We start from the raw sequence: 24,169 nt of genomic DNA on the forward strand, positions 1-24,169 counted from the left end.
GGGCGAAAATTCCGTATTGATGCATTTGCCATCTGCAAGAATTCACAAGCGCAGCAGCGGCCGCACCTGCTGCTGAAGGAAGTCGGTAACCGCCTTGATCCGCGGTGTGGCGCGCACGTCTTCATGCACGGCCAGCCAGATTTCGATGCTCATGGTCTGTTCGGCGCTGCCTGCTTCCTTCAGGCCGTGTTCCTGTGCCATGAACGCGGGCAGGCAGGCGATACCGATGCCGCCGGCACAGGCTTGGGCCTGGATGCGCAGGTCATTGCTGTGCAATGCGAACGGCTGTTGGCCGGCCTGGAGGTTGAGCCATTGCTGTTGTGGTGAACGGGCCTGGGACTCGTCGTAGCCGATGTAGCGCCTTGCCGTTGCGCTGGCCAGGTAACCGGGCGACGCGTACAGCCGGTAATCCAGGTGCCCCAGCAGGCTGACCACCAGGGTTGGCTCTGTCGGCCTGGCCAGGGCGATGCTGATGTCCGCTTCGCGGCGGGCCAGGGATGCCCTGGATTTGCTGCCTACCAGCTTCAGGCGCAGTTGTGGGTAGCGCTGGTACAGCTCGCCCAGACGCCGGGCGACGATACTGCCCAGCAGCGCCGGTGGTGCCGAGAGCACCACTTCGCCTTCCACTGCCTGTTGGCCGGCGCTGGCGAAATGCTCCAGGGCAAAAGAGGACATGGCCATCTGTTCGGCGAGTTCCGCCACACGCTGGCCTTCGTGGGTGAGGGCATAGGCGCGGGGGCGCCGGTCGACCAGCTTGAGCTTGAGCGAAGCTTCGAGCGAGGCGATGCGCCGAGCCACGGTGGCGTGGTCGACACCCAGGGTCTTGGCGGCGGCCGACAGCGAGCCGGCCGAGCTGAAGGCGGAGAAATGGCGCAGGTCTTCCCAATCGAACATGAATGACTCGGCAGTGGCGGGTGCATAACGGGGTAGGGTAACCGTTTATTACCAGGCCGGCTTCAATGCCCGCCTTTCATCCGCCGCGCCACCAGGTAGATGCCCAGGCCAACCAGCGCAGTCGCGGCGCCGATGTACCCGGTGCTGGTCCAGCCCATGCCGGCAGTGATCGCCATGCCTCCCAGCCATGGCCCCAGGGCATTGGCCAGGTTGAACGCCGCATGGTTCGACGCCGCTGCCAGGCTTGGCGCTTCATGGGCAATGTCCATGAGGCGAATTTGTAGCGGTGCCGCCAGGGCGATCATGGTGCCCACCAGGCCGATGCCGAGTAGCAGGCTCCACAGCGCCTGGGCGGCGAAGGTAAAGAACAGCAATACGGCAATCGACCACATCAGTACCAGCCCCACGGCGCGGAACTGCAGGCGGTCGAACAGCTTGCCGCCCGCGATGTTGCCGACGATGCCGCCCACGCCGAACGCCGCCAGCCCGAACGGAATCCACTGTGGCGACACCTGGGTCACTTGCAGCATGGTCGGTGCCAGGTAGCTGAACACGCAGAACATGCCGGCAAAACCTATCGAGGCAATGGCCAGCGCCATCCATACCTGTGGGAGGGCAAAGGCCTGTAGCTCCTTGCGCGGGTCGCTGCGTGTTTCGTCGTGGCGCTGGGGCACGAAACGCCAGACCAGGGCGATGGTGCACAGGGCGATCGCGCCGACCAGCACGAATGCCGAACGCCAGCCGAAGTACTGGCCCAGGAAAGTGGCAACCGGGTTGCCGAGCAACATGGCCAAGGTCAGGCCCATCATCACCCGGGCAACCGCCCCCGCGCGCTGATCCTTGGCCACCATGCTCGAGGCCACCACTGCGGCAATGCCGAAGTAGGCGCCGTGGGGCAGGCCGCTGATGAAACGGAATGCGACCAGGCCACCGAACGAGGGGGCAAAGGCAGTGGCCAGGTTGCCCACGGCATACAGCAGCATCAACAGCAGCAGCATGTGCTTGCGCAACAGTTTGGCACCGAGAATGGCCAGTGTCGGGGCGCCAACCATTACCCCCAGCGCATAGGCGCTGATGGCATGGCCTACCTGCGGCTCGCTCAACTGCAAATTGCTGGCAATGTCGGGCATCAGGCCCATGATGGCGAATTCGCCGGTGCCGATGGCAAAGCTGCCCAGTGCCATGGCAGCTTCCATCTTGGCGACGGTGCTTTTACTGGGTAGCGGGGGGCGTTCCTGGACTGACATCTGTATCCCTATTGAAACATGCTGAAACGTTCAAGGCGGGATAATAGTCAATCGATGGCTGCAACGTCGAGGATGCTGCCCCCGATTGGCCCTCAGCGCTCCAGGTAATGCGTCTGTGCAGCAAAGTCGATGAACCGCTTGCTCGCCAGCGACAGGTATTCCCCCGAGCGCCAGCACAAGCGGAAACTCATTTGCTGTGCCGGCCGGAAGGGCACACCGACGATACCTGGCGTACGTTGCTGCACTGAGCGCAACAGGGTCGCCACCCCCATGTTGTCCAGCGCGGCCTGCACCACCAGCGAGACGAAGTTGCTCTGTAGCGCCACCTGGTAAGTGATCCCATGTTCGGCGAAGAACGCATCCAGAAGATGGCGTTGAACGAAGGTGCGATCGAACACCACCATGTCGGTATTGCGCAGGTCTTCGGCGGTGAGGAAGGCTTTGCCGGCATAGGGATGATCAGGGTGCATGCACGCCAGCATCTCGTCGCTGCCCAGCAGGATCGACTCCTTGTCGGGCGGCACACGCCGGGACTCCAGCAGCGCCAGGTCGATTTCCCGTTGCTCCAGGCGGTGGCCAATGTCTTCGGCACTGCCTTCGAACACGGTCATGGCAATGCCCGGGTACAACTGGCGGAAGGCGTTCATCAACCCGGGGACGTAGTGCAGGCCGAACATCGGCGGAATACCCAGGCGAACTTCACCACGCTTGAGATCGGCCATGTCGCGCAGTTCTTGCCGGGCAATGTCCATTTCGCGCAGGGCGGAGGCAATTCGCGGCAAGAACTGCTCGCCCTCTGCCGTGAGGATCACTTTGCGCGTGGTGCGGTTGAACAGGGTGACCCCCAGTTCTTCTTCCAGCCGGGTAACGGCCATGCTCAGCGCTGGCTGGGCGATGTGCAGGTGCTGCGCGGCCTTGGTGAAGCTGCCTTGGCGGACGATTTCGACACAGCAACGCAATGCCTTGAGGTTCATTGAGGGGTGCTACCTTTCATGCGGGATGCATTCATAACGAAATGTGATGCTAAGCATCATAACAATATATTTATTATTATTAACCAGAGGGCCTACGATGCGCGCCACTGAGACATCCTGCAACATCTCAGTCACGCAGCTTAATAAATCTGCAATCCCACAAAGATTTTGAGGTAGTACCCCAAATGGCCAAGGCCGCCGATGTCGTTGTGCAATGCCTGGAAAATGAAGGTGTCGAGTATGTATTCGGCATCCCCGGTGAGGAAAACCTCGACCTGCTCGAATCCCTGCGCAAGTCGAAGATCAAGCTGGTACTGACCCGTCATGAGCAGTCTGCAGGTTTCATGGCTGCCACCTACGGTCGTTTGACCGGCAAGACCGGCGTCAGCCTGTCGACCCTCGGCCCTGGTGCCACCAACCTGGTGACCGCCAGCGCCTACGCCTACCTGGGCGGCATGCCGATGATGATGATCACCGGGCAGAAGCCGATCAAGAAGTCCAAGCAGGGTCGCTTCCAGATCATTGACGTGTGCGGCATGATGGACCCCATCACCAAGTACACCCACCAGTTCGCCTCGGCCGACAACATCCCGGCCCGCATGCGCGAAGCCTTCCGCCTGGCCGAAGAAGAAAAGCCGGGCGCGGTACACCTGGAGCTGCCGGAAGACATCGCCGCCGAGCAGACCGACGCGCTGCCGATCCCGCGCAGCCTGCACCGCCGCCCGCTGGCCGAGCACGTGGCTATCGAAGCAGCCGTCGAGAAACTGCAGAACGCGCGTAACCCGATCCTGGTGATCGGTGCCGGTGCCAACCGCAAGATGACCGCCAAGGTCCTCAAGCAACTGATCGACAAGACCGGCATCCCGTTCATCACCACCCAGATGGGTAAAGGTGTGGTCGACGAGCGTCACCCGCGCTTCCTCGGCAACGCTGCACTGTCGTCGGGCGACTTCGTTCACCGCGCCGTAGAAGCCGCCGACCTGATCATCAACATCGGCCACGATGTGATCGAGAAGCCGCCATTCTTCATGGTCCGTGGCGGCACCGAAGTCATCCACATCAACTTCCGCTCTGCCGAAGTCGATGCCGTGTACTTCCCGCAAGTAGAAGTGATCGGCGACATCGCCAACGCCGTGTGGCAGATCAGCGAAGCGCTGAATGACACTTCGCACTGGGACTTCACCCGCCTGATGGCCATCCGTGAAGCCAACGAAGCACAGATCGCCGAAGGCGCCGACGACGACCGCTTCCCGGTCTACCCACAGCGCATGGTTGCTGACATCCGTCGTGTACTGCCGTCCGAAGGCATCGTCGCCCTGGACAACGGCATCTACAAGATCTGGTTCGCCCGCAACTACAAGGCGCACAAGCCGAACACCGTACTGCTGGACAACGCCCTGGCGACCATGGGCGCCGGCCTGCCATCGGCAATGGCTGCGCACCTGGTGCACCCGGACCGCCCGGTAATCTCGGTGTGCGGCGACGGCGGCTTCATGATGAACAGCCAGGAACTGGAAACTGCAGTACGTCTGGGCATGCACATCACCGTGGTGATTCTGCGTGACGACGGCTACGGCATGATCCGCTGGAAGCAGGCCAACATGGGCTTCACCGACTTCGGCCTGGACTACGGCAACCCGGACTTCGTCAAATATGCCGAAGCCTACGGCGCCAACGGCCACCGCGTGGAAAGCGCCGAAGGCCTGCTGCCGCTGCTGGAGCACTGCATCAAGACCCCGGGTGTGCACGTGATCGACTGCCCGGTCGATTACAGCGAGAACGACCGCATCCTCAACAGCGAGCTGCGTGAGCGCGCCCTGGCGGTGTAAGCCCTGACAGGCCGGCGCCGTCCTTTTTCAGGGGCGGCATTGCGCTGCGAAAAGGCCCGTATAGCTGACAGTGATATGTCGGCGTTACGGGCCTTTTCATGACACAAGACTGCCTCTGTATCCCACTCACCCCATATCAAGCAGGCCTTGCAGGCTGGCCAGAATGGCATTGGCGTCATAAGGCTTGCGCGCGACGGGCACATGCTGCAAGTGCTCGGGAATGCTGATGCCTTCGCCGTAGCCGGTGGCAAAGAGGAACGGAACCTGCCGGCGAACCAGCTCATCCGCTACGGAAATGGAGGTTCCGGTGCCCAGGTTGACATCCAGTATTGCCGCGTCCGGTGTGTGGCTGCCAAGCAGTTGCATGGCTTGGTCCTCGGAGCTGGCGGTGATCACGTCCTTGATTTGCGCATCATTGAGGATTTGCTCCAAACCTACTGCAATCACCAGTTGATCCTCGAGTATCAGTACACGCAAGCCCGAGCGTGCTGCAAAGGCACCGCGTTCACGCGCCAAGGGCGTGGCCGGGAGAGCGGTTTCTGCCGCTTCGGCTACGGAAAGGTGCTTGGCCGGGATTCTGAAAAAGCCTTGCAGGCCTTCGGGGTGATATTCCACCGTGCTGGTGCCACCCAGATCGAACGGGATGCTGCGGTCGATCAGCACCGTGCCGAAGCCGCTGCGGCTGGGCGGGCGTACCGTTGGCCCACCACTTTCACGCCAACTGATGGCACAGGCGTGGGTGGCGTCGATTGCCCAGCTCACCGAAAGCTTGCCGCCGGCCCGCGATAGTGCACCATACTTGGCCGCGTTGGTGGCCAGTTCGTGCAGCACCAGGGCCATGACCGAGTAAGCGCGCGCATCGAGGATGACGTTCGGGCCCTGCAATTCGATCACGCTGGCAGCCGTGCGATAGGGCGAAAGCTCGGCCTCCAGCAGGTTCGTCAGGCGCCCGCCACCGTCACCGCGCACCACCTGGTCGTGGGCCAACGACAATGCCTGGATACGCCCTTTCAGCGTTGCCACATAGTCCTGCAGGGTCTGGCTCTCCGGGGTCGGATGGGCAACCAGCGCACCAATCAGCGACAGGATGTTCTTGACCCTGTGGTTGAGCTCTTCGTTGAGCATGCGCTGGCGTACTTCAGCCTTGGCGCGTTCACTGGCGAGCAGCTCGCTGTTGTGCAGCACCACTTCTACGATAGCGGTACGGATGGCATCGCCAAACTGGCGGTCCTGCTCGGTCCAGGGTAGCGACTGCTGGTGAACGGTTTCTTTCCAGATGGCGAAGCTTTTGCGGGGCGTCAGGCGGTCGCCCAACGCGCCGCTGTCATAGGTCTTGTTCGGGTCCCCCGCCCAGTCGAGTGTCTCGACCACCTCCTTGCGGAAGAAGATCAAGTAATCCCTTGGGTGTTGCGACATCGGGATGATCAGCACACCCGACACATCATTAAAATACGCCTGGGCCGACGGGAGCACTGTCGACAGGCGATTGGACGCCCAGATTCGGCCTTCGCTGACCATGTCTGCCAGGCGCAGCAGATCAGGCACGGCCGTTTGGGGCGGCGCCAGCCCTGCGCACGACCAGCGGCCTAGCAGCGACATGCCGATGCCGTCGCAGGGAATCAGCGACATCAACCGGGGCAGGCGTGCATGGAAGAACCCATCAATGTCCGCCGTCTGATTGGCGTCGCGCAGCAGGCTGTCCAGCGCTTTGTGGATGCGCACGGCGGCTTCGAGTTTTTGCCGGCTACGCAGGGTCTCGATATGCAGGGAGAAGAACTCACCGAACATCTCGGCGGCCACACGTTGTCCCATGGCCAGCGTGCGTGGTGCGTAGTGATGGCAGGCAATCATTCCCCACAGCTCGCCGTTGACGATGACGGAAATCGACATCGAGGCGCCTACGCCCATGTTGCACAGGTATTCGCAATGGATCGGCGAGACGCTGCGCAGGTGCGCGTAGGACAGGTCAAGCGGTTCGCCCGAGGGGTCGAGCACCGGGTTGATGGCGACCGTTTTGAACTGGGCGTCGGAGATTACCCGGATCGGGTTGCGCAGGTAGAGCGCGCGGGCCTGCTGGGGGATATCGGAGGCAGGAAAATACTGGCCCATGAAGCTTTCGAGGTCGCCACGCTTGGCCTCGGCAACCACCTTGCCGGCGCCGTCTGCTCCCAGCTGGTAGATCATTACTCGGTCGTAACCGAGCACCGCCCGGACAAAACGGGCGGCGTCGCGGAACAGCTTGCTGGTCTGGTCGATTTCGCGCAGTTGGGCAATCAGCGTGCGCGCCAGCTCGATCGGCTCGGCGATGCTCGCGCCGGCGGGTTCGAATTCGAGGATTGCCGTGCCTTTGTACAAGTGGGCGGCGATGTCGACGGCCTCGCCGTTGGGCAGCGTCACGCCGAAACTGAGCGCGGGTCGCGAGGCATCCCGGGTACGGGCGAGTGCGTTGCGAAGCGTATGCGCGACCTCGTCGCCCAGCACCGCGTGCAGTTTCTGACCATTGATATCGTTTGTTACACCCAGCACTTGTGGGGCGTTGATCGAATGGCGCAGCACCACGGTCGCTGAGGCATCACAGGCCAGCAGGCAGCCATGGGGCTGGATGCTCCCGGGAATCTGGATGGGCTCCCGGTCGCAGTTGGTCAGGTTAACTTGGGGGTTGTAGGTCATCGGCCCGTGCCTGTGGGTAAGGGGAGGCGGGCAGCAGGTCCGCCATCGTCCGTCAGCCTAGCAGGCATTGAACGCCTTGGGGATGGTGGGCCGCTCCATTCCCAGGGCGGTGCGCTGCTGCTGATCAGTCAGCTTTGGAGTACAGATGTGCTCTTGTCGAGAATCGCTTGAAGGCAGCTGTGATCAATGGTCTCATCCCGCGCTTGAGCCAACTGGTATTGCAAGATGAACCGCCCACTGTTTATTTCCATCGATGGGCCCAAGGGTACCGGCAAGACCACGCTGCTGGAGGCCGTCACTCAAGCGTTGCGGCTGGACGGGAACAAGGTGATCCGCCTCTGCGAAAGAAAGAATGACCCTCACCGGGGCGAGACCATGGCCCTGGTCAACCAGCTTTCCAGAAGCCCTTGCCAGGACCTTGAGTTCAAGGTTTGCGAGCGCTTCGCTGAAAGCCGCGCCTGGATTTCCCGGCATGTACTGCCCAGGCAGCCCGCTGACAGCATCATCCTGATTGATCGCTGGTACCCCTCTGACGCTGCGTTTCGCCGCACAGTGCCGTTTGACAAGATCCTGCGCCTGAACCTCGAACGGAACGTGCAAGTACCCGATCTGCATCTCGGGGTGGTCACAACGCCTGAAACCTCATGGGCAAGGGCCGCGGCGCGCACACGTGGGCTGGGCAGTACGGTGATCCATAACCTGGATGAACAGGTTGCCTGTACCGAGGCGTTCGAGCGTGCAGTTGCAGAGCAAGGCTGGGTGCTGTGCCGCAATGAAGGGACTGTCGACGAGGCAACGCGGCAGGTCGTTCGTGAGATTCAGGGCGTGCTTCGACACCTCTGAGGCAGGGGTGAATACTGCCTTTGCAGGTATCAGGCGCCCTGCCGGTCGATGTCACGGCGCAGGACTACCGACGTGGTGATGTCATCCACCGATTCGTGACGTGCCACGTTGTCGCGTACCTGGTTGAGGTCGTCGATCGTCCGGGTCTCCACTTCAACCACCAGGTCAAGCTGACCGCTCACCGACGAAACCCGCCGTACGCGCGCGTCCGTTGCCAACTGGTCGAGCAGCCCCATGGCAGGCGTGCGCTGCAACGTCACCAGCAAGATCGCGCGTATCACGTTGGCGTCTATTTCGCCGATGTCAGCGCGATAACCGCGAATGACTCCGCTGCGTTCAAGGTTGGCGACACGCTCGGTGGTAGCACTTCGGGAAAGGCCTATGCGGCCGGCTAACGCCTTGAGCGCAATACGCGCGTCCTTCGAAAGTACCTCAAGAATCTCACGATCTTTAGCGTCCAGGTCACGCATTCCACCTCCTTGATATGCTTGCCGTCATTATGCCGGCCGGTACCGGCATAATGCCTGTTGCGCCCGACCGTATGCAGGGTGTCCGTTTCGGCGGTGCATGACAAGCTATTGCAAAAACAATTCGCGCGCTCGGAACCTGATGATATGACAGACCTTTCCCACCCGGCACCTCGGTTTTCGGCAAGCGATGCAGAGGGCCTTGCAAAAGATTTCTTCGATGTCACCGGCACTGCAACGCCCCTGGATGGGGAACGTGATCGCAATTACCGGCTGGATACGGGCGTAGATGCAGGCTGGATACTGAAAATCGTCAATGCCAGCGAGCCCAGGGTAGAAAGCGAGTTTCAAACCGCGCTACTCGATCATCTGGCCGTGCATGGCGCGCATTTGGGCGTGCCACACCTGCGGGCCAGCGTGACTGGCGACTACCTGCCGTCTGTGGCCAGCAGCACCGGTGAAAAGCACGCTGTGCGCCTGGTCAGCTGGCTGGCCGGCACACCACTTGCCAAGGCCAGACGCTCCCTGGCGCTGATGAGAAACTTCGGCCAGGCACTCGGTGAACTTGACCGTGCCCTGCAGGGCTTCATGCACCCGGGCGCAGTCCGTGACCTGGACTGGGACTTACGCCACGCTGCGCGTTCCCGCTCGCGGCTGCACTGCATCAAGGACCCTGATCGCCGGGCCATTGCCGAGCGCTTCATCGCCCGGTTCGAACAGACTGTACAGCCGAAGCTGGCGTCCCTTCGGGCCCAGGTGATCCACAACGACGCCAACGACTGGAACATCCTGGTCGATGCCGAAACGGCCGGTAACGTGACTGGCTTCATCGATTTTGGCGATGCCGTGCACACCGTTCTGATTGCCGAGGTCGCGATCGCCAGCGCCTACGCCATTCTCGACATGGACGACCCGATCGGCGCTGCAGCTGCGCTGGTGGCCGGCTTCCATGAGAAGTACCCGTTGCAAGCGCAAGAGCTTGATGTGCTGTTCAACCTGATTGCCATGCGCTTGGTCATCAGCGTCACGTTCTCCGCTTCCCGGCAGGATCAGACAGACGACAACCCCTATCTGGCGATCAGTGAAGCGCCTGCCTGGCGTCTACTGGAACAGCTCGATTCGATGAACCCACGGTTGGCCACCGGCATTTTGCGCAAGGCCTGTGGTTTCGATGCCATCGAAGGTGCGGGGGAAGTCCGCCGCTGGATTGCCGACAACCACAAGTCGTTTGCCGACCTGGTGCGCCCGTCAGCCGCCATTCTGGACAAGGTCATCGCGCCGTTTGGCGATGCCAGCCATGCGATGACCATTGCCTCGGCCCAGCAGCGCCCTGCAGATGCGACGCGGTGGTGGAATGAATTCTCTGCCGCGCACAAGGCCCCGCTGGGCATCGGCCCATGGGGCGAGGTACGTGCCGTCTATACCGACAGCGCCTTTGAGTCTCGCTTCATCAAGGGGCAGTACCGGACCCTGCATGTGGGGGTAGATTTGCTGATGCCAGCGGGTACGCCGCTGTACGCACTGATTGCCGGCACCGTCAGAAGCGTCGAGGTCGAGCCAGGCCCGCTGGGTTATGGCGGCCTGGTGATGCTTGAGCATACCCCACCCGGTTGCCCGCCCTTTCTGACACTCTGGGGGCACATGGCCCACGAGGCGCTCAGCCGTTTGCAGGCCGGTGACAAGCTTGAAGCTGGCGACCTGGTCGGCTACATGGGCAGCGATCACGAGAACGGCGGCTGGATTCCCCACCTGCATCTGCAGGTGGTCACCGATACCCGGCTGAGCGCGTGCGAGGTCATTGGCGTGGGTGAGCCAGCGTACCGCGACGCGTGGGCCGACCTGTTCCCCGATGCCTCGGCCCTGGCGGGTATCCCGCCAGAGACCTACAGCCAGCAGGGGATGACCAAGGCCCAGATCATTGCCAGGCGCAAGGAACTGCTGCTACCCAACCTGTCCATTTCGTACACCGACCCGATCAAGTTCGTGCGCGGGGATGGCGTATGGCTGATCGACAACTTCGGGCGGGCCTACCTGGACTGCTTCAACAACGTCTGCCACCTGGGCCATGGTCATCCCGACGTGGTCGAAGCCTTGACCCGCCAGGCTGCGCTGCTCAACACCAATACCCGCTACCTGCACGACAACATCGTCGAATACGCCGAACGCCTGACCGGCACTTTGCCAAAGGGCCTTTGCGTAGCGTCCTTTGGCTGCTCGGGGAGTGAGGCCAACAGCCTGATGCTGCGTATGGCGCGCAACTACACAGGCAGTGATCAGGCGATCGTGCTGGACTGGGCCTACCACGGCACCACGCAGGAACTGATCGATCTGAGCCCTTACAAGTACAAGCGCAAGGCGGGCAAGGGCAGGGCGGCGCATGTTTACGAGGCCGTAGTCCCGGACAGCTACTACGCCCCCGAGCACTGGCCCGTGGAAGCGCACGGCAAGCGCTTTGCCGAGTCGGTGGCAGAGCAGCTGGACGCCATGCGCAAGGCAGGCAAGCGCCCCGGTTTTTTCATTGCCGAGTCGATCCCGAGCGTGGCGGGGCAGGTGTTTTTGCCCGAACACTACCTCAAGGAGGTGTACGCCATGGTGCGAGCCGAAGGTGGGCTGTGCCTGGCCGATGAGGTTCAGGTGGGGTTTGGCCGGGTCGGCAGCCACTGGTGGGCATTCGAGACCCAGGGCGTGGTCCCGGATGCCGTCAGCATGGGCAAACCCATTGGTAACGGCCACCCGATGTCGGCGGTAGTGACTACGCGCGAGGTTGCCGATGCTTTCAACAACGGCATGGAGTATTTCAACACCTTCGCCGGTAACCCGGTGTCATGTGCGGTAGGCCTGGCGGTGCTCAATGCAATCGAGCGCGACCGGTTGAAAGAAAACGCCTTGAATGTCGGCCATTACCTGCTCGATGGTTTGCGCAAGCTTCAGCAGCAATTCGACGTGATTGGTGATGTGCGCGGATTGGGCCTGTTTCTCGGCGTCGTGCTGGTCACCGACCGCCAGTCGAAGGCGCCAGCCACGGCCCTGGCCAGAAAAGTGGCGGATGGCGCCCGGGAGCGCGGCGTATTGATCGGCACCGAAGGCCCGCATGACAACGTGCTGAAAATGCGGCCCTCGATGATTTTCAGCCGGGCCAATGCGGACTTCCTTCTCGAAGTGCTGAAAGACAGCTTCATCGCGGCGCTGAAATAGCGTTCAGGGTGGGCAGGGCGCGTCCATGAGCACGCCCTGCGTCGCGCCTGTCTGGCGCTCTGGGCAAGTTGACAGATTCAAGCCCCTCTGAGGCCCAGGCCTTCGCGAGCCTGGCCATGCAGGCCGGAGGCTTCTGGCAATGCCGTGACCTTGATCGCACGCACCGGCACGGCGAACTTGGCTCCGATCTTCGAGAACCGCTCCAGCAGCCTGAAGTTGATCGCCTGCTGAATGTCCATGTACAGGTTGTACCCTGGGTCTTGGACGATATAGACACACTCGAACTCCAGCGCCTCTTTGCCGAAGCCGCGCAGGTGAGCGCGATCGAAACGCGCCTGCTCCTGGGTCTTGATGGCGTCTTCTACGATGCCTGGCGCTTTCTTCACAGCCTCGGTGGGCGTGTCGTAGGAAAGCCCGAACTCAAACACGATGCGACGTTCCTGCAGGCGCTTGTAATTCTGGATGGTGCTGCTGATCATGCTGGCATTGGCCATGACGATCTGTTCGCCGCCGAGGCTACGGATGCGTGTAGTCTTCAGGCCGACGTGTTCAACGGTACCCGCCAGGGGCCCGATGACGATGAAGTCACCGATCTCGAACGGCTTGTCCACGGCGATCGACAACGAAGCGAACAGGTCGCCAAGGATATTCTGCACAGCCAGCGCCACTGCGATGCCGCCCACGCCAAGGCTGGCGACGAAGGCGGTGATGTTCACCCCCAGGTTCGACAGCATCGCCAGCACCACCACAGACCACAGCAGTACTCGCGCGCCCCAGGCCGAAAGGGTAGCCAGCGCGCTGCCCTGGTTCAGGCCGTCGGTGCGGTGGCGGGCGAAGTAGCGGCTCAGGCCCAGGCCGATGGCGCGGTTGGCCCACAGGCCAATCTGCAGGGCCGCGACCACGAACCACAGGCTGCTGACCCTGCTCAGCCAGCGCTCGGGCAGGTCGAGCATGCTCAGACCCACCAGCAATGAGGCCAGTAACAACAAAAAGTTGCTGGTGCCGGAAAGCACCTTGGCCATTACCTGGCTCAATGGGCCTTCGTGTTCGGACCACCGCCGTATCCGGCGTATCAGGAAACTGATTGCGGCACGAGCGACCAGGAAGGTCACGATGGCGACTGTCAGCGCCACCAGCAGATTGAGAATGGAGATGCCAAATACGGTGGTGTCGCTGAAAAACGCGATGATGCGGTCGTTCATGAGTACCTCGCCTCTGGGTTGATTTGCCAAGGTGCTTTCTTGGGACGTCAAAGAGGCGCTACAGGTCGATCGGATTTCACCGCGCGGGGCAGACGGAGTCAGTCTCTGTAGATTTTTTTCAATAACCGCAACAGTTCAGTCCTCTCGTCATCCGACAGGTTGGATGTCGCCTGGTGATCGCTGTCAGCGGCGATGTACTTTAACTCCTTCAACAGGGCTTCGCCCGATTTGCTCAGGAAGATCCCGTACGAGCGCTTGTCCGGTTTGCACCGCACGCGCACGGCCAGCGCGCGCTCTTCCAGTTTGTTCAGCATTGGCACGACTTGCGGCGGTTCGATAGCCAGCGCACGCGCCAGGTCGGCCTGCATCAGCCCGGGATTCTGGTCGATGATCGCCAGGGCGGAAAATTGTGCCGGGCGCAGGTCATGGGCCGAGAGCCGGGCGATAAGGTTCTGAAACAGCTTCAATTGCGCGCGTCGCAAGGCGTAGCCGATCAAGTCTTCAAGCACCCCTTCTCCCACAGGAGCAGCCACGCAAGCGTCGTCGGTAGTACGGGCAGACCTAGCCATCAGGGTTCATGCTCCTCGGTCATGGGTAAGAAAGTTACCTATTTTGCCTGTCCTTCTGCGATCCGGCTAGAGCAGGTCGGGCAAAAAGGCAGCGCGCCAACCTCTGTGCAAAGATAATTTTGTTAATGGTTAATTGACATAACTAATTTGACCCGTTAGCGTGAGCCCATCACCCCGAACAACAAGAGTGCAGAACCATGAGCAAATACGAAGGCCGCTGGACCACCGTGAAGGTCGAACTGGAATCGGGCATCGCCTGGGTGACCCTCAATCGCCCGGAAAAACGCAATGCCATGAGCCCCACGCTGAACCGGGAAATGGTCGACGTGCTGGAAACCCTCGAGCAGGACGCCGACGCTGGCGTGCTGGTGCTGACCGGTGCTGGCGAGTCCTGGACCGCCGGCATGGACCTGAAGGAGTACTTCCGCGAGGTGGACGCCGGTCCGGAGATCCTCCAGGAAAAGATTCGTCGCGAAGCCTCGCAATGGCAATGGAAGTTGCTGCGTCTGTATGCCAAGCCGACCATCGCCATGGTCAACGGCTGGTGCTTCGGCGGTGGCTTCAGCCCACTGGTGGCATGCGACCTGGCGATCTGCGCCAATGAAGCGACCTTCGGCCTGTCGGAAATCAACTGGGGCATCCCGCCTGGCAACCTGGTCAGCAAGGCCATGGCCGATACCGTTGGCCATCGTCAGTCGCTGTACTACATCATGACCGGCAAGACCTTCGATGGCCGCAAGGCTGCCGAGATGGGCCTGGTGAACGACAGCGTGCCGCTGTCCGAGCTGCGTGAGACCACCCGCGAGTTGGCGCTGAACCTGCTGGAAAAGAACCCGGTGGTGCTGCGCGCCGCGAAGAATGGCTTCAAGCGCTGCCGCGAGCTGACCTGGGAACAGAACGAAGACTACCTCTACGCCAAGCTCGACCAGTCTCGCCTGCTGGACACGACAGGTGGCCGCGAGCAGGGCATGAAGCAGTTCCTCGACGACAAGAGCATCAAGCCAGGCCTGCAGGCCTACAAGCGCTGAGTCGCACCGCGGGCGGCGGTGTGCCGCGCCAAAGCCCGCAGGTATTTCTCTATAACGACAACAAAGAGGAATGAGCATGTTGCAGGTGCCTTTGCTGATTGGCGGGCAGTCGCGTCCCGCCAGTGATGGACGAACCTTCGAGCGCTGTAACCCGGTGACCGGCGAGGTGGTGTCGCAAGTTGCTGCCGCCACACTGGCCGATGCCGATGCCGCCGTGGCTGCTGCCAGTGCGGCGTTTCCGGCCTGGGCCGCCCTGGCGCCGGGCGAGCGGCGCAGCCGCTTGCTGGCAGGTGCTGATCTGTTGCAGGCGAGGGCTGGCGAGTTCATCGCCGCTGCCGGTGAAACCGGGGCCATGGCCAACTGGTATGGCTTCAACGTGAAGTTGGCCGCCAACATGCTGCGCGAGGCAGCAGCCATGACCACGCAGATCACCGGTGAAGTGATCCCCTCGGACGTCCCCGGCAGCTTTGCGATGGCCCTGCGCGCGCCTTGCGGCGTGGTGTTGGGCATCGCGCCGTGGAACGCCCCGGTGATACTGGCCACGCGTGCCATTGCCATGCCGCTGGCCTGCGGCAACACCGTGGTGCTCAAGGCTTCGGAGCTGAGCCCGGCGGTCCATCGGCTGATCGGCCAGGTGCTGCACGATGCAGGCATCGGCGACGGCGTGGTCAATGTCATCAGCAATGCGCCGCAGGATGCCCCGGCCATCATCGAGCGGCTGATCGCCAACCCTGCGGTCCGCCGGGTCAACTTCACCGGCTCGACGCACGTCGGGCGCATTGTCGGCGAACTGGCAGCCCGCCACCTCAAGCCAGCGCTGCTCGAACTGGGCGGCAAGGCGCCTCTGCTGGTGCTCGACGATGCCGACCTGGACGCCACGGTCGAAGCGGCGGCCTTCGGTGCCTACTTCAACCAGGGGCAGATCTGCATGTCCACTGAGCGCCTTGTGGTGGACAGCCGTATTGCCGACGCCTTCGTCGACAAGCTGGCGGTGAAGATCGCCGGGCTGCCTGCAGGTGATCCGCAGGCCAGCACCTCGGTGCTCGGCTCGCTGGTCAGCGCAGCGGCCGGCGAGCGCATCAAGGCACTGATCGACGATGCCGTGGCCAAGGGCGCGCGCTTGGTTTGTGGCGGCCAGCTGGAGGGCAGCATCCTGCAACCGACCTTGCTCGACAACGTCGATGCCAGCATGCGCTTGTACCGCGAGGAGTCCTTCGGCCCGGTGGCGGTGGTGCTGCGCGCCGAAGGCGACGAAGCCTTGCTGCAGTTGGCCAACGACTCGGAGTTTGGTCTGTCATCGGCCATTTTCAGCCGCGACACCAGCCGCGCCCTGGCCTTGGCCCAACGGGTGGAGTCAGGTATCTGCCATATCAACGGCCCGACCGTTCACGACGAAGCACAGATGCCGTTTGGTGGGGTCAAGTCCAGCGGCTACGGCAGCTTCGGCAGCCGCACGGCCATCGATCAGTTCACCCAGTTGCGCTGGGTCACCCTCCAGCACGGCCCGCGTCACTATCCCATCTAGCCGCTGCAGGCCCAGGCCACCGGCAAGATGACCGCCGCCCGTAATACCGGGCGGCGGCAGGATGTACAACAAGAACAAGGAGCAACCTGCGTGAATAACGAAGCCCGCTCAGGGTCGATCGACCCTGGCCAACGTCCGCGCTACCGCCAGGTGGCCATCGGGCATCCCCGGGTGCAGGTCAGCCACGTCGACGACGTGCTGCGCATGCGCCCTGTCGAGCCACTGGCGCCGCTGCCGGCGCGCCTGCTCGAGCGCCTGGTGCACTGGGCCCAGGTCCGCCCGGACACCACTTTCATCGCGGCACGCCAGGCAGACGGTGCCTGGCGTTCGATCAGCTACGTGCAGATGCTCGCCGATGTGCGCACCATCGCCGCCAACTTGCTAGGGTTGGGCCTCAGTGCCGAGCGCCCGCTGGCGCTGCTTTCCGGCAACGACATCGAACACCTGCAAATCGCCCTCGGCGCCATGTATGCCGGTATTGCATATTGCCCGGTGTCGCCGGCCTACGCGCTGTTGTCGCAAGACTTCGCCAAGTTGCGCCATGTCTGCGAGGTACTCACCCCCGGAGTGGTCTTCGTCAGCGACAGCCAGCCGTTCCAGCGCGCCTTCGAGGCGGTGCTGAACGACTCGGTCGGCGTGATCAGCGTGCGTGGCCAGGTCGCAGGTCGCCCCCATATAAGCTTCGACAGCCTGTTGCAACCGGGTGACCTGGCGGCGGCCGATGCGGCTTTCGCCGCCACCGGGCCGGACACCATCGCCAAATTCCTCTTCACCTCGGGCTCGACCAAGCTGCCGAAGGCGGTGATCACCACCCAGCGCATGCTGTGCGCCAATCAGCAGATGCTTCTGCAGACTTTTCCGACGTTCGCCGAGGAGCCGCCGGTGCTGGTGGACTGGCTGCCGTGGAACCACACGTTCGGCGGTAGCCACAACCTCGGCATCGTGCTGTACAACGGTGGCAGCTTCTACCTCGACGCCGGCAAGCCAACCCCACAAGGCTTCGCCGAGACCCTGCGCAATCTGCGCGAGATTTCCCCCACGGCCTACCTCACCGTACCCAAGGGCTGGGAGGAGCTGGTCAAGGCACTGGAGCAGGACCCCGCGCTGCGCGAGGTGTTCTTTGCCCGTATCAAGTTGTTCTTCTTTGCCGCCGCAGGCCTGTCGCAAAGCGTCTGGGACCGGTTGGACCGCATTGCCGAGCAACACTGCGGCGAACGCATCCGCATGATGGCCGGCCTTGGCATGACCGAAGCTTCGCCATCGTGCACCTTCACCACCGGGCCTTTGTCGATGGCCGGCTATGTCGGGCTGCCGGCACCTGGCTGCGAAGTGAAGCTGGTGCCGGTGGGTGACAAGCTCGAGGCGCGCTTCCGTGGCCCGCATATCATGCCAGGCTACTGGCGCTCGCCGCAGCAGACCGCCGAGGCGTTCGACGAGGAGGGGTTCTACTGTTCGGGTGACGCGTTGAAGCTGGCCGATGCCAGGCAGCCCGAGCTTGGCCTGATGTTCGATGGCCGTATTGCGGAGGACTTCAAGCTCTCGTCCGGGGTATTCGTCAGTGTCGGCCCGCTGCGCAACCGCGCAGTGCTGGAGGGCTCGCCTTATGTGCAGGACATTGTGGTCACCGCGCCGGACCGCGAATGCCTGGGCCTGCTGGTGTTCCCACGCCTGCCCGAGTGCCGGCGGCTGGCCGGGCTGGCAGAGGATGCCAGCGATGCCCAAGTGCTGGCCAACGACACGGTGCGCAGTTGGTTCGCTGGCTGGCTGGAGCGATTGAACCGCGATGCCCAGGGCAACGCCAGCCGTATCGAATGGCTGTCGCTGCTGGCCGAGCCGCCGTCGATCGACGCTGGTGAAATCACCGACAAGGGCTCGATCAATCAGCGCGCCGTGCTGCAGCGGCGCGCCGCTCAGGTCGAGGCGCTGTACCGTGGCGAAGACCCCGACGCATTGCACGCCAAGGTGCGGCCTTGAGTGCGGCCGGGCTGTGCACCGTCTTCGAGGACACGGCCATCGTCCAGATGGTGCGTACGCCCTGGATCGACCTGGGTGGCGCATTGGCTGCGATCTCGCCCATCGACCTGGGCATTCAGGCCGGCCGTGCGGTGCTGGCACGTGCAGCTGCCACCCCTCAGGCGGTAGACAGCGTGCTCGCTGGCAGCATGGCCCAGGCCAGCTTCGATGCCTATATGCTGCCACGCCATGTCGGCCTCTACTGTGGCGTGCCGCAGGCGGTACCGGCACTGGCGGTGCAGCGTATCTGCGGCACGGGCCTTGAACTGTTGCGTCAGGCCGGTGAGCAGCTGCGCAGTGGCGCCCGCCAGGTGCTGTGCGTGGGTGCGGAGTCGATGTCGCGCAATCCGATCGCGGCCTATGAACACCGGGGCGGTTTTCGCCTGGGTGCGCCGGTCGGGTTCAAGGACTTTCTCTGGGAAGCCCTGTACGACCCGGCTGCCGGTGTGGACATGATCGGTACTGCGGAAAACCTGGCCCGTGCCTATGGCCTGGCGCGTGAAACGGTGGACGCATGGGCCCTGCGCAGCCATCAGCGGGCCCTGCAAGCCCAGGCGCAGGGCTGGTTCGACGAGGAAATCGTCAGCGTCACCGCGCAGGCATTAGAGGCAGAAGGCTGCCAGCCACGCGGCATCGCATTGCCGCGTGGCGTGAGTGAGGTCAGCCAGGACAGCCACCCACAGCCTACCGATGCGGCCGCACTGTCTCGGCTGCGCCCGGTGCACGCCGGTGGCGTACAGACGGCAGGCAACAGTTGCGCGGTGGTCGATGGTGCGGCAGCAGCCTTGGTCACGCGCTACTCTGATTGCACTCATCCGCCTTTGGCGCGTTTGCTGATGGCCACGGCCGTTGGCGTACCGCCCAACCTCATGGGCATCGGGCCGGCGCCGGCCATCACCTTGCTGCTCGAACGCAGCGGCCTGCGCCTGGAGCAGATCGATCGCCTGGAAATCAACGAGGCGCAGGCCGCCCAAGTGCTGGCGGTGGCCCAGGCGCTTGAACTCGATGTAGACAAGCTCAATGTCCATGGCGGCGCTATCGCCCTCGGCCACCCACTGGCCGCTACAGGTCTGCGCCTGGTCCACACCTTGGCCCGTCAATTGCGCGACGGCAACTTGCGCTATGGCATCGCAGCGGCGTGCATCGGCGGTGGCCAAGGCATGGCGCTGCTGATCGAAAACCCCCATTTCATTGCCTGACCCGGAGGTATCCGATGACCTGGAAGGCGCCCCTGCGCGACATGCAGTTCGTCTTGCAACACTGGCTGCGGGCCGATCAGGCCTGGGCGCAATTACCGGCGTATGCCGACGTTGACCTCGACCTGGCAGCCCAGGTACTGGAAGAGGCGGCCCGTTTCTGCGAGCAGGTGCTGGCCCCATTGAACAGCTCGGGCGATCGCCAGGGCTGCCAGATGGCGGGCGGGGAGGTGCGCACCCCGGACGGATTCCCGGCGGCTTATCGCGCCTATGTCGACGGTGGCTGGCCGTCCCTGGCATGCGCCCCGGCGCTTGGCGGCCAAGGGCTGCCGCTAGTGCTGGAGGCGGCCTTGCAAGAGATGCTGTTCGGCAGCAACCATGGCTGGGCCATGTATACCGGCATTGCCCACGGCGCCTACCTGTGCCTGAAAACCCATGCATCGGCCGAGCTGCAGGCGCGCTATCTGCCTGGCATCGTCAGCGGTGGCACCTTGCCTACCATGTGCCTGACCGAACCCCAGGCCGGTAGCGATCTCAGCCTGTTGCGCTGCCGCGCCGTGCCCTTGGGCGACGGTAGCTACGCGGTCAGTGGCAACAAGCTGTTCATCTCTGGCGGCGAACACGACCTGACCCGCGACATACTCCACCTGGTGTTGGCCCGGTTGCCGGATGCGCCGTCCGGCAGCCGCGGGCTTTCGCTGTTGCTGGTGCCGAAATGGATGGAGGATGGCCAGCGCAATTCGCTGTACTGCGACGGCCTGGAACACAAGCTGGGCATCCGTGGCAGCGCCACCTGCGCACTACGCCTGGAGGGCGCCCGCGGCTGGTTGGTGGGTCAGCCCCATGGTGGCCTGGCGGCGATGTTCGTGATGATGAATTCCGCGCGGCTGCATGTTGGCTTGCAAGGGTTGGGGCATGCCGAGGCGGCCTGGCAACAGGCCCGCGATTATGCCCTGGAGCGGCGCCAGATGACTGCCCCGGGTCGGGCCAAGGGGTGCGCCCAAGGCGCCGACCCGATCCACCTGCACCCGGCCATGCGGCGGGTCCTGCTGGAGTTGCGGGTGCGTACCGAGGGGATGCGCGCGCTGGCCTACTGGACGGCCCAGTGGCTGGATATCGCCGAAGCCGCCGTCGAGCCTGCACAACGGGCGAAGGCCGCGACATTGGCGGCGCTGCTGACGCCCATCATCAAGGCGGCCTTCACCGAGCAGGGGTTCAGCCTGGCAAGCCAGGCCCTGCAGGTGTTCGGTGGCTATGGCTACACCCAGGAGTTTGCCATCGAGCAGACCTTGCGCGACAGCCGCATCGCGATGATCTACGAAGGCACCAACGAGATACAGGCCAATGACCTGATGCTGCGCAAGGTATTGGGCGATGGGGGGGACGGTTTCGCCCTGCTGTTGTGTGAGTTGCGTACCGAGGCCGCTGCGGACGCTGGCGCAGCCGCCACCGCGTTGGGCTGTGCGTGCGACACGCTGGAGGCAATGCTGGTCAAAGTGCTGTCGATGACCGTGGACGATCCCGAATTCCCGTACCGCGCCGCGGGTGCTTTCCTGCAGTTGTGCGCAACGGCGCTGCAGGCCTTCGCCTGGGCCCGCAGCGCCCGTTGCATCCAGGTGTTGCCAGAGGGGTCAGCGCAGCGCCGGGAAAAGCAGGAAAGCGTTGGGTTCTTCCTCAGCTACCTGCTGCCCGACCTCGACCGGCAGGTGGCGGCCATCGACGCGGCCGCCACGCCGTTGCCATTCATTGCCGAATCGTTCTGAAACCCACGTGCGAGGTCGTCATGAACACCGGCTGCGGCTGGCGTGCCGAGGGGCGGTAGCGCATGCAACGGTCCGCCGAACACAGGTGCGAACCGCCCTTGATCACCGCCACCGGCACGCCGGGGTCTGCCGGGTCGAAGCTGTCACTCAGGGCCGGGCCTGAGGGGTCGAGCTTGGCGTCGCGCTGTGCGTCATGGCCTGGCCGATAGCCCGTGCGAGTCAGCTCCCAGACATTTCCGCCGGCATCGAACAGGCCAAAGCCATTGGCCGGGAAGCAGCCCACGGGTGATGTACCGGTAAAACCATCCTTTGCCGCATTGCGATAGGGGAACTGGCCCTGCCAGGTATTGGCCATGAGCTTGCCTTTGGGCTGCTCGGTGCTACCCCAGCTGAAGGTGGCATCGGTCAGGCCACCGCGCATGGCGTACTCCAGCTGCGCCTCGCTGGGCAGTTCGCGTCCTGCCCAGCGGGCATAGGCCTGGGCATCTCCCAGGGCGACCTGCACCACCGGATGATTGTCCAGCCCGACCAGGCTGCTGCCCGGCCCTTGCGGGTGTCGCCAGTTGGCGCCGGGCACGAACTGCCAGCCGGGGCTGAGCACGTCCGCACCCTGATGAAACACCATCGCACCCGGAACCCGCAGCGCGTCGGGCAGGGTAGGGTCGTCCTCGATTCGGGTACCGCGCTCGGCATGGGTGACATACCCGGTGGCCTTGACGAAGCTCGCGAACTGGGCGTTGGTGACCGGATGCACGTCAATCCAGAAGCCGGACACCTTGGCAGGGTGAGGCGGGCCTTCTTCGTCGTAAAAGCGGCTTGAACCAAAGCTGAACTCGCCGCCTGGGACATGCACCATGCCGTCTCGCCAAGGGCCTTGGCGCTGCGCGGGCAGGCCGCTGTAGCCCGCACACAGCAGCGCCGGCGCCGGGGCCTGTGGCCACAGTGCATAGGCGGCGAGCAGGCCGGCGGCGAGTGCTGCGCAGCCGGCTGCCCGAGCGATCATTGCTGCTTGACCAGGATTGGGCTGGCCGGACGGCCGTCGGCATCGATCGCGATGTTGCCGCGCTGGGCATAAGCCTTCCAGTCGCGCAGCATCAGCGCCACCTGCTCGGGGTGCCCTGCGCCGATGTCGTGGTGCTCGCCAGGGTCCTTGTGCAGGTCATACAAGTGCCAGCTCGGCTTGCTGTCAGTGGCATCCCACACCAGCTTCAGTGGGCCCTTGCGCAACGAGGCGCTGCCGTTGATTTCCCAGCCCATGGCTTCGTCATGGGCGTGGATCTGGCTGTCCTTGCCTTGCAGGTAGTTCAGCGCCGATGTGCCTTGCGGCGGCACGATATCGCGGTTGCGGTAGTTGACGCCGGGCATCGGCGCACCGGCCAGTTGCAGCAGGGTCGGCATGATGTCGCGGACGTTGGCCAGCTCTTCGCTGCGGCCGGCCTTGATGGTGGCCGGGTAGTAGACAAAGGCCGGTACGCGGATGCCGCCCTGGTAGGTGGTCATCTTGTAGCGACGGCTGGGCAGGGCACTGACCTGGGCCCAGGCCGAGCCGATCATCAGGAACGAATCGCGGCGGCCATAGTTGTCCAGATGGTTATCGAAGTTTGCCTTGATCCACTCGGGATCGACACGGGTGGCGTTCTCCGGACCGTTGTCGGACATGAACAGGATCATCGTGTTTTCCAGCTCGCCGGTCTTGCGCAGGTGTTCCACCAGGCGCCCCACCTCGGCGTCCAGGGCTGTGACCATGGCGGCGTATACCTCCATGGTGCGCGCGGACTGGCGTTTTTGTTCATCGCTCAGCGATGCCCAGCTCGGCACACCTTCCAATTGTGCTTGCAGGGGGAAGTCGGCGGGCACCAGGCCGGCTTCACGCTGGCGCTTCAGGCGTTCGTGGGCGATGACTTCGTAGCCTTGGTCGTAACGGCCTCGGTACTGCGCCAGGTACGCATCCGGCGCCTGCAGCGGCCAGTGCGGCGCGGTATAGGCGGCAAAGGCGAAGAACGGTTTGTTGCTGGCCTTGCCTTGGTCGATCGCGTCGATCAGGCGGTCGGTGTACCAGGTGGTGGAGTAGAAGTCGTCGGGCAGCGCGATCGGCTCGCCATTGTGGCGATAGGTGGCGCTGTAGTTCGACTGCAGGTCCATATTGGCCTGCTTGAAGTGCGCCGCGCCGCCTTCGAGCAGCACATAGGCCTGGTCGAAGCCGCGGTTGTGTGGCTGCTGGGCCGGTTGCATGCCCAGGTGCCACTTGCCGGCGATGTAGGTGCGGTAGCCGGCGTCATGCAGCAGTTCGGCGAGGGTCGCGACATTGGCACCGAGCACGCCTTCGTAGCCGGCGCGAACCTCTGCACCGGCCGGCAGGCGCTTGCGCGTCTCCGACATCATGCCCAGCCCGACCAGGTGCGGGTCGTTGCCGGACATCAGCATCGCGCGGGTCGGCGAGCAACTGGGCGCCGCGTGGAAGTCGAGCATCAGGCGGCCGTCAGCCAGCAGTTTGTCCAGGTTGGGCGTCTGGATTTCGCTGCCCAGGGCCGACAAATCGGAAAAGCCGAGGTCATCAGCGACCACCAACAAAATGTTTGGTTGTTTAACGGTTGGTGCGGCCATGGCGTGGCTGGCACCGAGCATGAGCACGCCGAGGGCGGCAAGGGGGCGGAGGCAATTCATGGGAGGGACTCTTGTTTTTGTAATGGGCTCAAAGTAGCGCATGGCCTATGAATAGACCGTACGCCCTGGATTCTAGCGACGGATGAATGA

At 63.4% G+C, this 24,169-nt stretch carries 17 protein-coding genes; 8 read left to right on the forward strand and 9 right to left on the reverse strand.

What is annotated here, in order from left to right:
* Positions 1-42: 42 nt before the first annotated feature.
* From J3A98_RS09805 to J3A98_RS09815, 3 genes are all read right to left on the reverse strand, one after another.
* The gene (locus tag J3A98_RS09805; RefSeq protein ID WP_209965660.1) at positions 43-894 is read right to left on the reverse strand and encodes a LysR family transcriptional regulator; all 852 of its coding nucleotides are present in this window, start codon (positions 892-894) and stop codon (positions 43-45) included.
* Positions 895-956: 62 nt separating this feature from the next.
* Positions 957-2,141 (reverse strand): MFS transporter, encoded by a 1,185-nt coding sequence (locus J3A98_RS09810; RefSeq protein WP_209965662.1) that lies wholly within the window; start codon positions 2,139-2,141, stop codon positions 957-959.
* 92 nt (positions 2,142-2,233) lie between these two features.
* Positions 2,234-3,115: a LysR family transcriptional regulator gene (locus tag J3A98_RS09815; RefSeq protein ID WP_021783794.1), complete on the reverse strand. Its 882-nt coding sequence runs from the start codon at positions 3,113-3,115 to the stop codon at positions 2,234-2,236.
* A 185-nt stretch (positions 3,116-3,300) separates the two neighbouring features.
* Here J3A98_RS09815 and J3A98_RS09820 point away from each other — a divergent pair, with 185 nt between their 5' ends.
* Positions 3,301-4,944, forward strand: coding sequence for an acetolactate synthase large subunit (locus J3A98_RS09820; protein WP_004576806.1), 1,644 nt, complete (start codon positions 3,301-3,303; stop codon positions 4,942-4,944).
* Between the two features lie 126 nt (positions 4,945-5,070).
* On the opposite strand, the gene J3A98_RS09825 is transcribed toward J3A98_RS09820, so the two are convergent.
* Positions 5,071-7,614 (reverse strand): HWE histidine kinase domain-containing protein, encoded by a 2,544-nt coding sequence (locus J3A98_RS09825; RefSeq protein WP_209965664.1) that lies wholly within the window; start codon positions 7,612-7,614, stop codon positions 5,071-5,073.
* 225 nt (positions 7,615-7,839) lie between these two features.
* Here J3A98_RS09825 and J3A98_RS09830 point away from each other — a divergent pair, with 225 nt between their 5' ends.
* Positions 7,840-8,457, forward strand: a complete 618-nt coding sequence (locus J3A98_RS09830; protein WP_209965666.1) for a dTMP kinase — start codon at positions 7,840-7,842, stop codon at positions 8,455-8,457.
* 29 nt (positions 8,458-8,486) lie between these two features.
* On the opposite strand, the gene J3A98_RS09835 is transcribed toward J3A98_RS09830, so the two are convergent.
* Positions 8,487-8,927, reverse strand: coding sequence for an Lrp/AsnC family transcriptional regulator (locus J3A98_RS09835; protein WP_004374903.1), 441 nt, complete (start codon positions 8,925-8,927; stop codon positions 8,487-8,489).
* A gap of 144 nt (positions 8,928-9,071) precedes the next feature.
* Between J3A98_RS09835 and J3A98_RS09840 the strand changes: the two genes are divergently transcribed.
* Entirely contained in the window at positions 9,072-12,119 is a 3,048-nt protein-coding gene (locus tag J3A98_RS09840; protein WP_209965669.1) for an aminotransferase class III-fold pyridoxal phosphate-dependent enzyme, read from the forward strand.
* Positions 12,120-12,196: 77 nt separating this feature from the next.
* On the opposite strand, the gene J3A98_RS09845 is transcribed toward J3A98_RS09840, so the two are convergent.
* Positions 12,197-13,321, reverse strand: a complete 1,125-nt coding sequence (locus tag J3A98_RS09845; protein ID WP_176684167.1) for a mechanosensitive ion channel family protein — start codon at positions 13,319-13,321, stop codon at positions 12,197-12,199.
* Between the two features lie 98 nt (positions 13,322-13,419).
* A complete protein-coding gene (locus tag J3A98_RS09850) occupies positions 13,420-13,890 on the reverse strand; it encodes a MarR family transcriptional regulator (RefSeq protein WP_209965671.1) in 471 nt (156 codons plus the stop codon).
* Between the two features lie 197 nt (positions 13,891-14,087).
* On the opposite strand from J3A98_RS09850, the gene J3A98_RS09855 reads away from it, so the two are divergent.
* From J3A98_RS09855 to J3A98_RS09875, 5 genes are all read left to right on the forward strand, one after another.
* Positions 14,088-14,918 (forward strand): p-hydroxycinnamoyl CoA hydratase/lyase, encoded by an 831-nt coding sequence (locus J3A98_RS09855; RefSeq protein WP_209965673.1) that lies wholly within the window; start codon positions 14,088-14,090, stop codon positions 14,916-14,918.
* A gap of 76 nt (positions 14,919-14,994) precedes the next feature.
* Positions 14,995-16,443 (forward strand): aldehyde dehydrogenase, encoded by a 1,449-nt coding sequence (locus J3A98_RS09860; RefSeq protein WP_209965675.1) that lies wholly within the window; start codon positions 14,995-14,997, stop codon positions 16,441-16,443.
* A gap of 90 nt (positions 16,444-16,533) precedes the next feature.
* The gene (locus tag J3A98_RS09865) at positions 16,534-18,417 is read left to right on the forward strand and encodes a feruloyl-CoA synthase (RefSeq protein ID WP_209965677.1); all 1,884 of its coding nucleotides are present in this window, start codon (positions 16,534-16,536) and stop codon (positions 18,415-18,417) included.
* Complete coding sequence (locus tag J3A98_RS09870) at positions 18,414-19,655, forward strand: thiolase family protein (protein ID WP_209965679.1); 1,242 nt, start codon at positions 18,414-18,416, stop codon at positions 19,653-19,655. Before J3A98_RS09865 ends, J3A98_RS09870 begins: the two co-directional genes overlap by 4 nt.
* 14 nt (positions 19,656-19,669) lie before the next feature.
* On the forward strand, positions 19,670-21,415 hold the full coding sequence (locus J3A98_RS09875) for an acyl-CoA dehydrogenase family protein (RefSeq protein WP_209965681.1): 1,746 nt from the start codon (positions 19,670-19,672) through the stop codon (positions 21,413-21,415).
* Here J3A98_RS09875 and J3A98_RS09880 read toward each other — a convergent pair.
* Positions 21,396-22,418, reverse strand: a complete 1,023-nt coding sequence (locus tag J3A98_RS09880) for a formylglycine-generating enzyme family protein (RefSeq protein ID WP_209965683.1) — start codon at positions 22,416-22,418, stop codon at positions 21,396-21,398. The two genes, J3A98_RS09875 and J3A98_RS09880, sit on opposite strands and share 20 nt — an antisense overlap.
* Positions 22,415-24,079 carry an arylsulfatase gene (locus J3A98_RS09885; RefSeq protein ID WP_209965685.1) on the reverse strand — a complete coding sequence of 555 codons (1,665 nt, stop codon included), beginning with the start codon at positions 24,077-24,079 and terminating at the stop codon, positions 22,415-22,417. The genes J3A98_RS09880 and J3A98_RS09885 overlap by 4 nt, the downstream gene beginning before the upstream one ends.
* Between the last annotated feature and the right edge of the window lie 90 nt (positions 24,080-24,169).

It is taken from the genome of Pseudomonas sp. BP6 (assembly GCF_017875935.1).
Classification (GTDB): domain Bacteria; phylum Pseudomonadota; class Gammaproteobacteria; order Pseudomonadales; family Pseudomonadaceae; genus Aquipseudomonas; species Aquipseudomonas putida_Y.

What these genes read in the sequence shown, in the direction of transcription:
- J3A98_RS09805 (WP_209965660.1), bottom strand. Translation starts at nt 894, where the DNA reads ATGTTCGATTGGGAAGACCTGCGCCATTTCTCCGCCTTCAGCTCGGCC.
- J3A98_RS09810 (WP_209965662.1), bottom strand. Translation starts at nt 2,141, where the DNA reads ATGTCAGTCCAGGAACGCCCCCCGCTACCCAGTAAAAGCACCGTCGCC.
- J3A98_RS09815 (WP_021783794.1), bottom strand. Translation starts at nt 3,115, where the DNA reads ATGAACCTCAAGGCATTGCGTTGCTGTGTCGAAATCGTCCGCCAAGGC.
- J3A98_RS09820 (WP_004576806.1), top strand. Translation starts at nt 3,301, where the DNA reads ATGGCCAAGGCCGCCGATGTCGTTGTGCAATGCCTGGAAAATGAAGGT.
- J3A98_RS09825 (WP_209965664.1), bottom strand. Translation starts at nt 7,614, where the DNA reads ATGACCTACAACCCCCAAGTTAACCTGACCAACTGCGACCGGGAGCCC.
- J3A98_RS09830 (WP_209965666.1), top strand. Translation starts at nt 7,840, where the DNA reads ATGAACCGCCCACTGTTTATTTCCATCGATGGGCCCAAGGGTACCGGC.
- J3A98_RS09835 (WP_004374903.1), bottom strand. Translation starts at nt 8,927, where the DNA reads ATGCGTGACCTGGACGCTAAAGATCGTGAGATTCTTGAGGTACTTTCG.
- J3A98_RS09840 (WP_209965669.1), top strand. Translation starts at nt 9,072, where the DNA reads ATGACAGACCTTTCCCACCCGGCACCTCGGTTTTCGGCAAGCGATGCA.
- J3A98_RS09845 (WP_176684167.1), bottom strand. Translation starts at nt 13,321, where the DNA reads ATGAACGACCGCATCATCGCGTTTTTCAGCGACACCACCGTATTTGGC.
- J3A98_RS09850 (WP_209965671.1), bottom strand. Translation starts at nt 13,890, where the DNA reads ATGGCTAGGTCTGCCCGTACTACCGACGACGCTTGCGTGGCTGCTCCT.
- J3A98_RS09855 (WP_209965673.1), top strand. Translation starts at nt 14,088, where the DNA reads ATGAGCAAATACGAAGGCCGCTGGACCACCGTGAAGGTCGAACTGGAA.
- J3A98_RS09860 (WP_209965675.1), top strand. Translation starts at nt 14,995, where the DNA reads ATGTTGCAGGTGCCTTTGCTGATTGGCGGGCAGTCGCGTCCCGCCAGT.
- J3A98_RS09875 (WP_209965681.1), top strand. Translation starts at nt 19,670, where the DNA reads ATGACCTGGAAGGCGCCCCTGCGCGACATGCAGTTCGTCTTGCAACAC.
- J3A98_RS09880 (WP_209965683.1), bottom strand. Translation starts at nt 22,418, where the DNA reads ATGATCGCTCGGGCAGCCGGCTGCGCAGCACTCGCCGCCGGCCTGCTC.
- J3A98_RS09885 (WP_209965685.1), bottom strand. Translation starts at nt 24,079, where the DNA reads ATGAATTGCCTCCGCCCCCTTGCCGCCCTCGGCGTGCTCATGCTCGGT.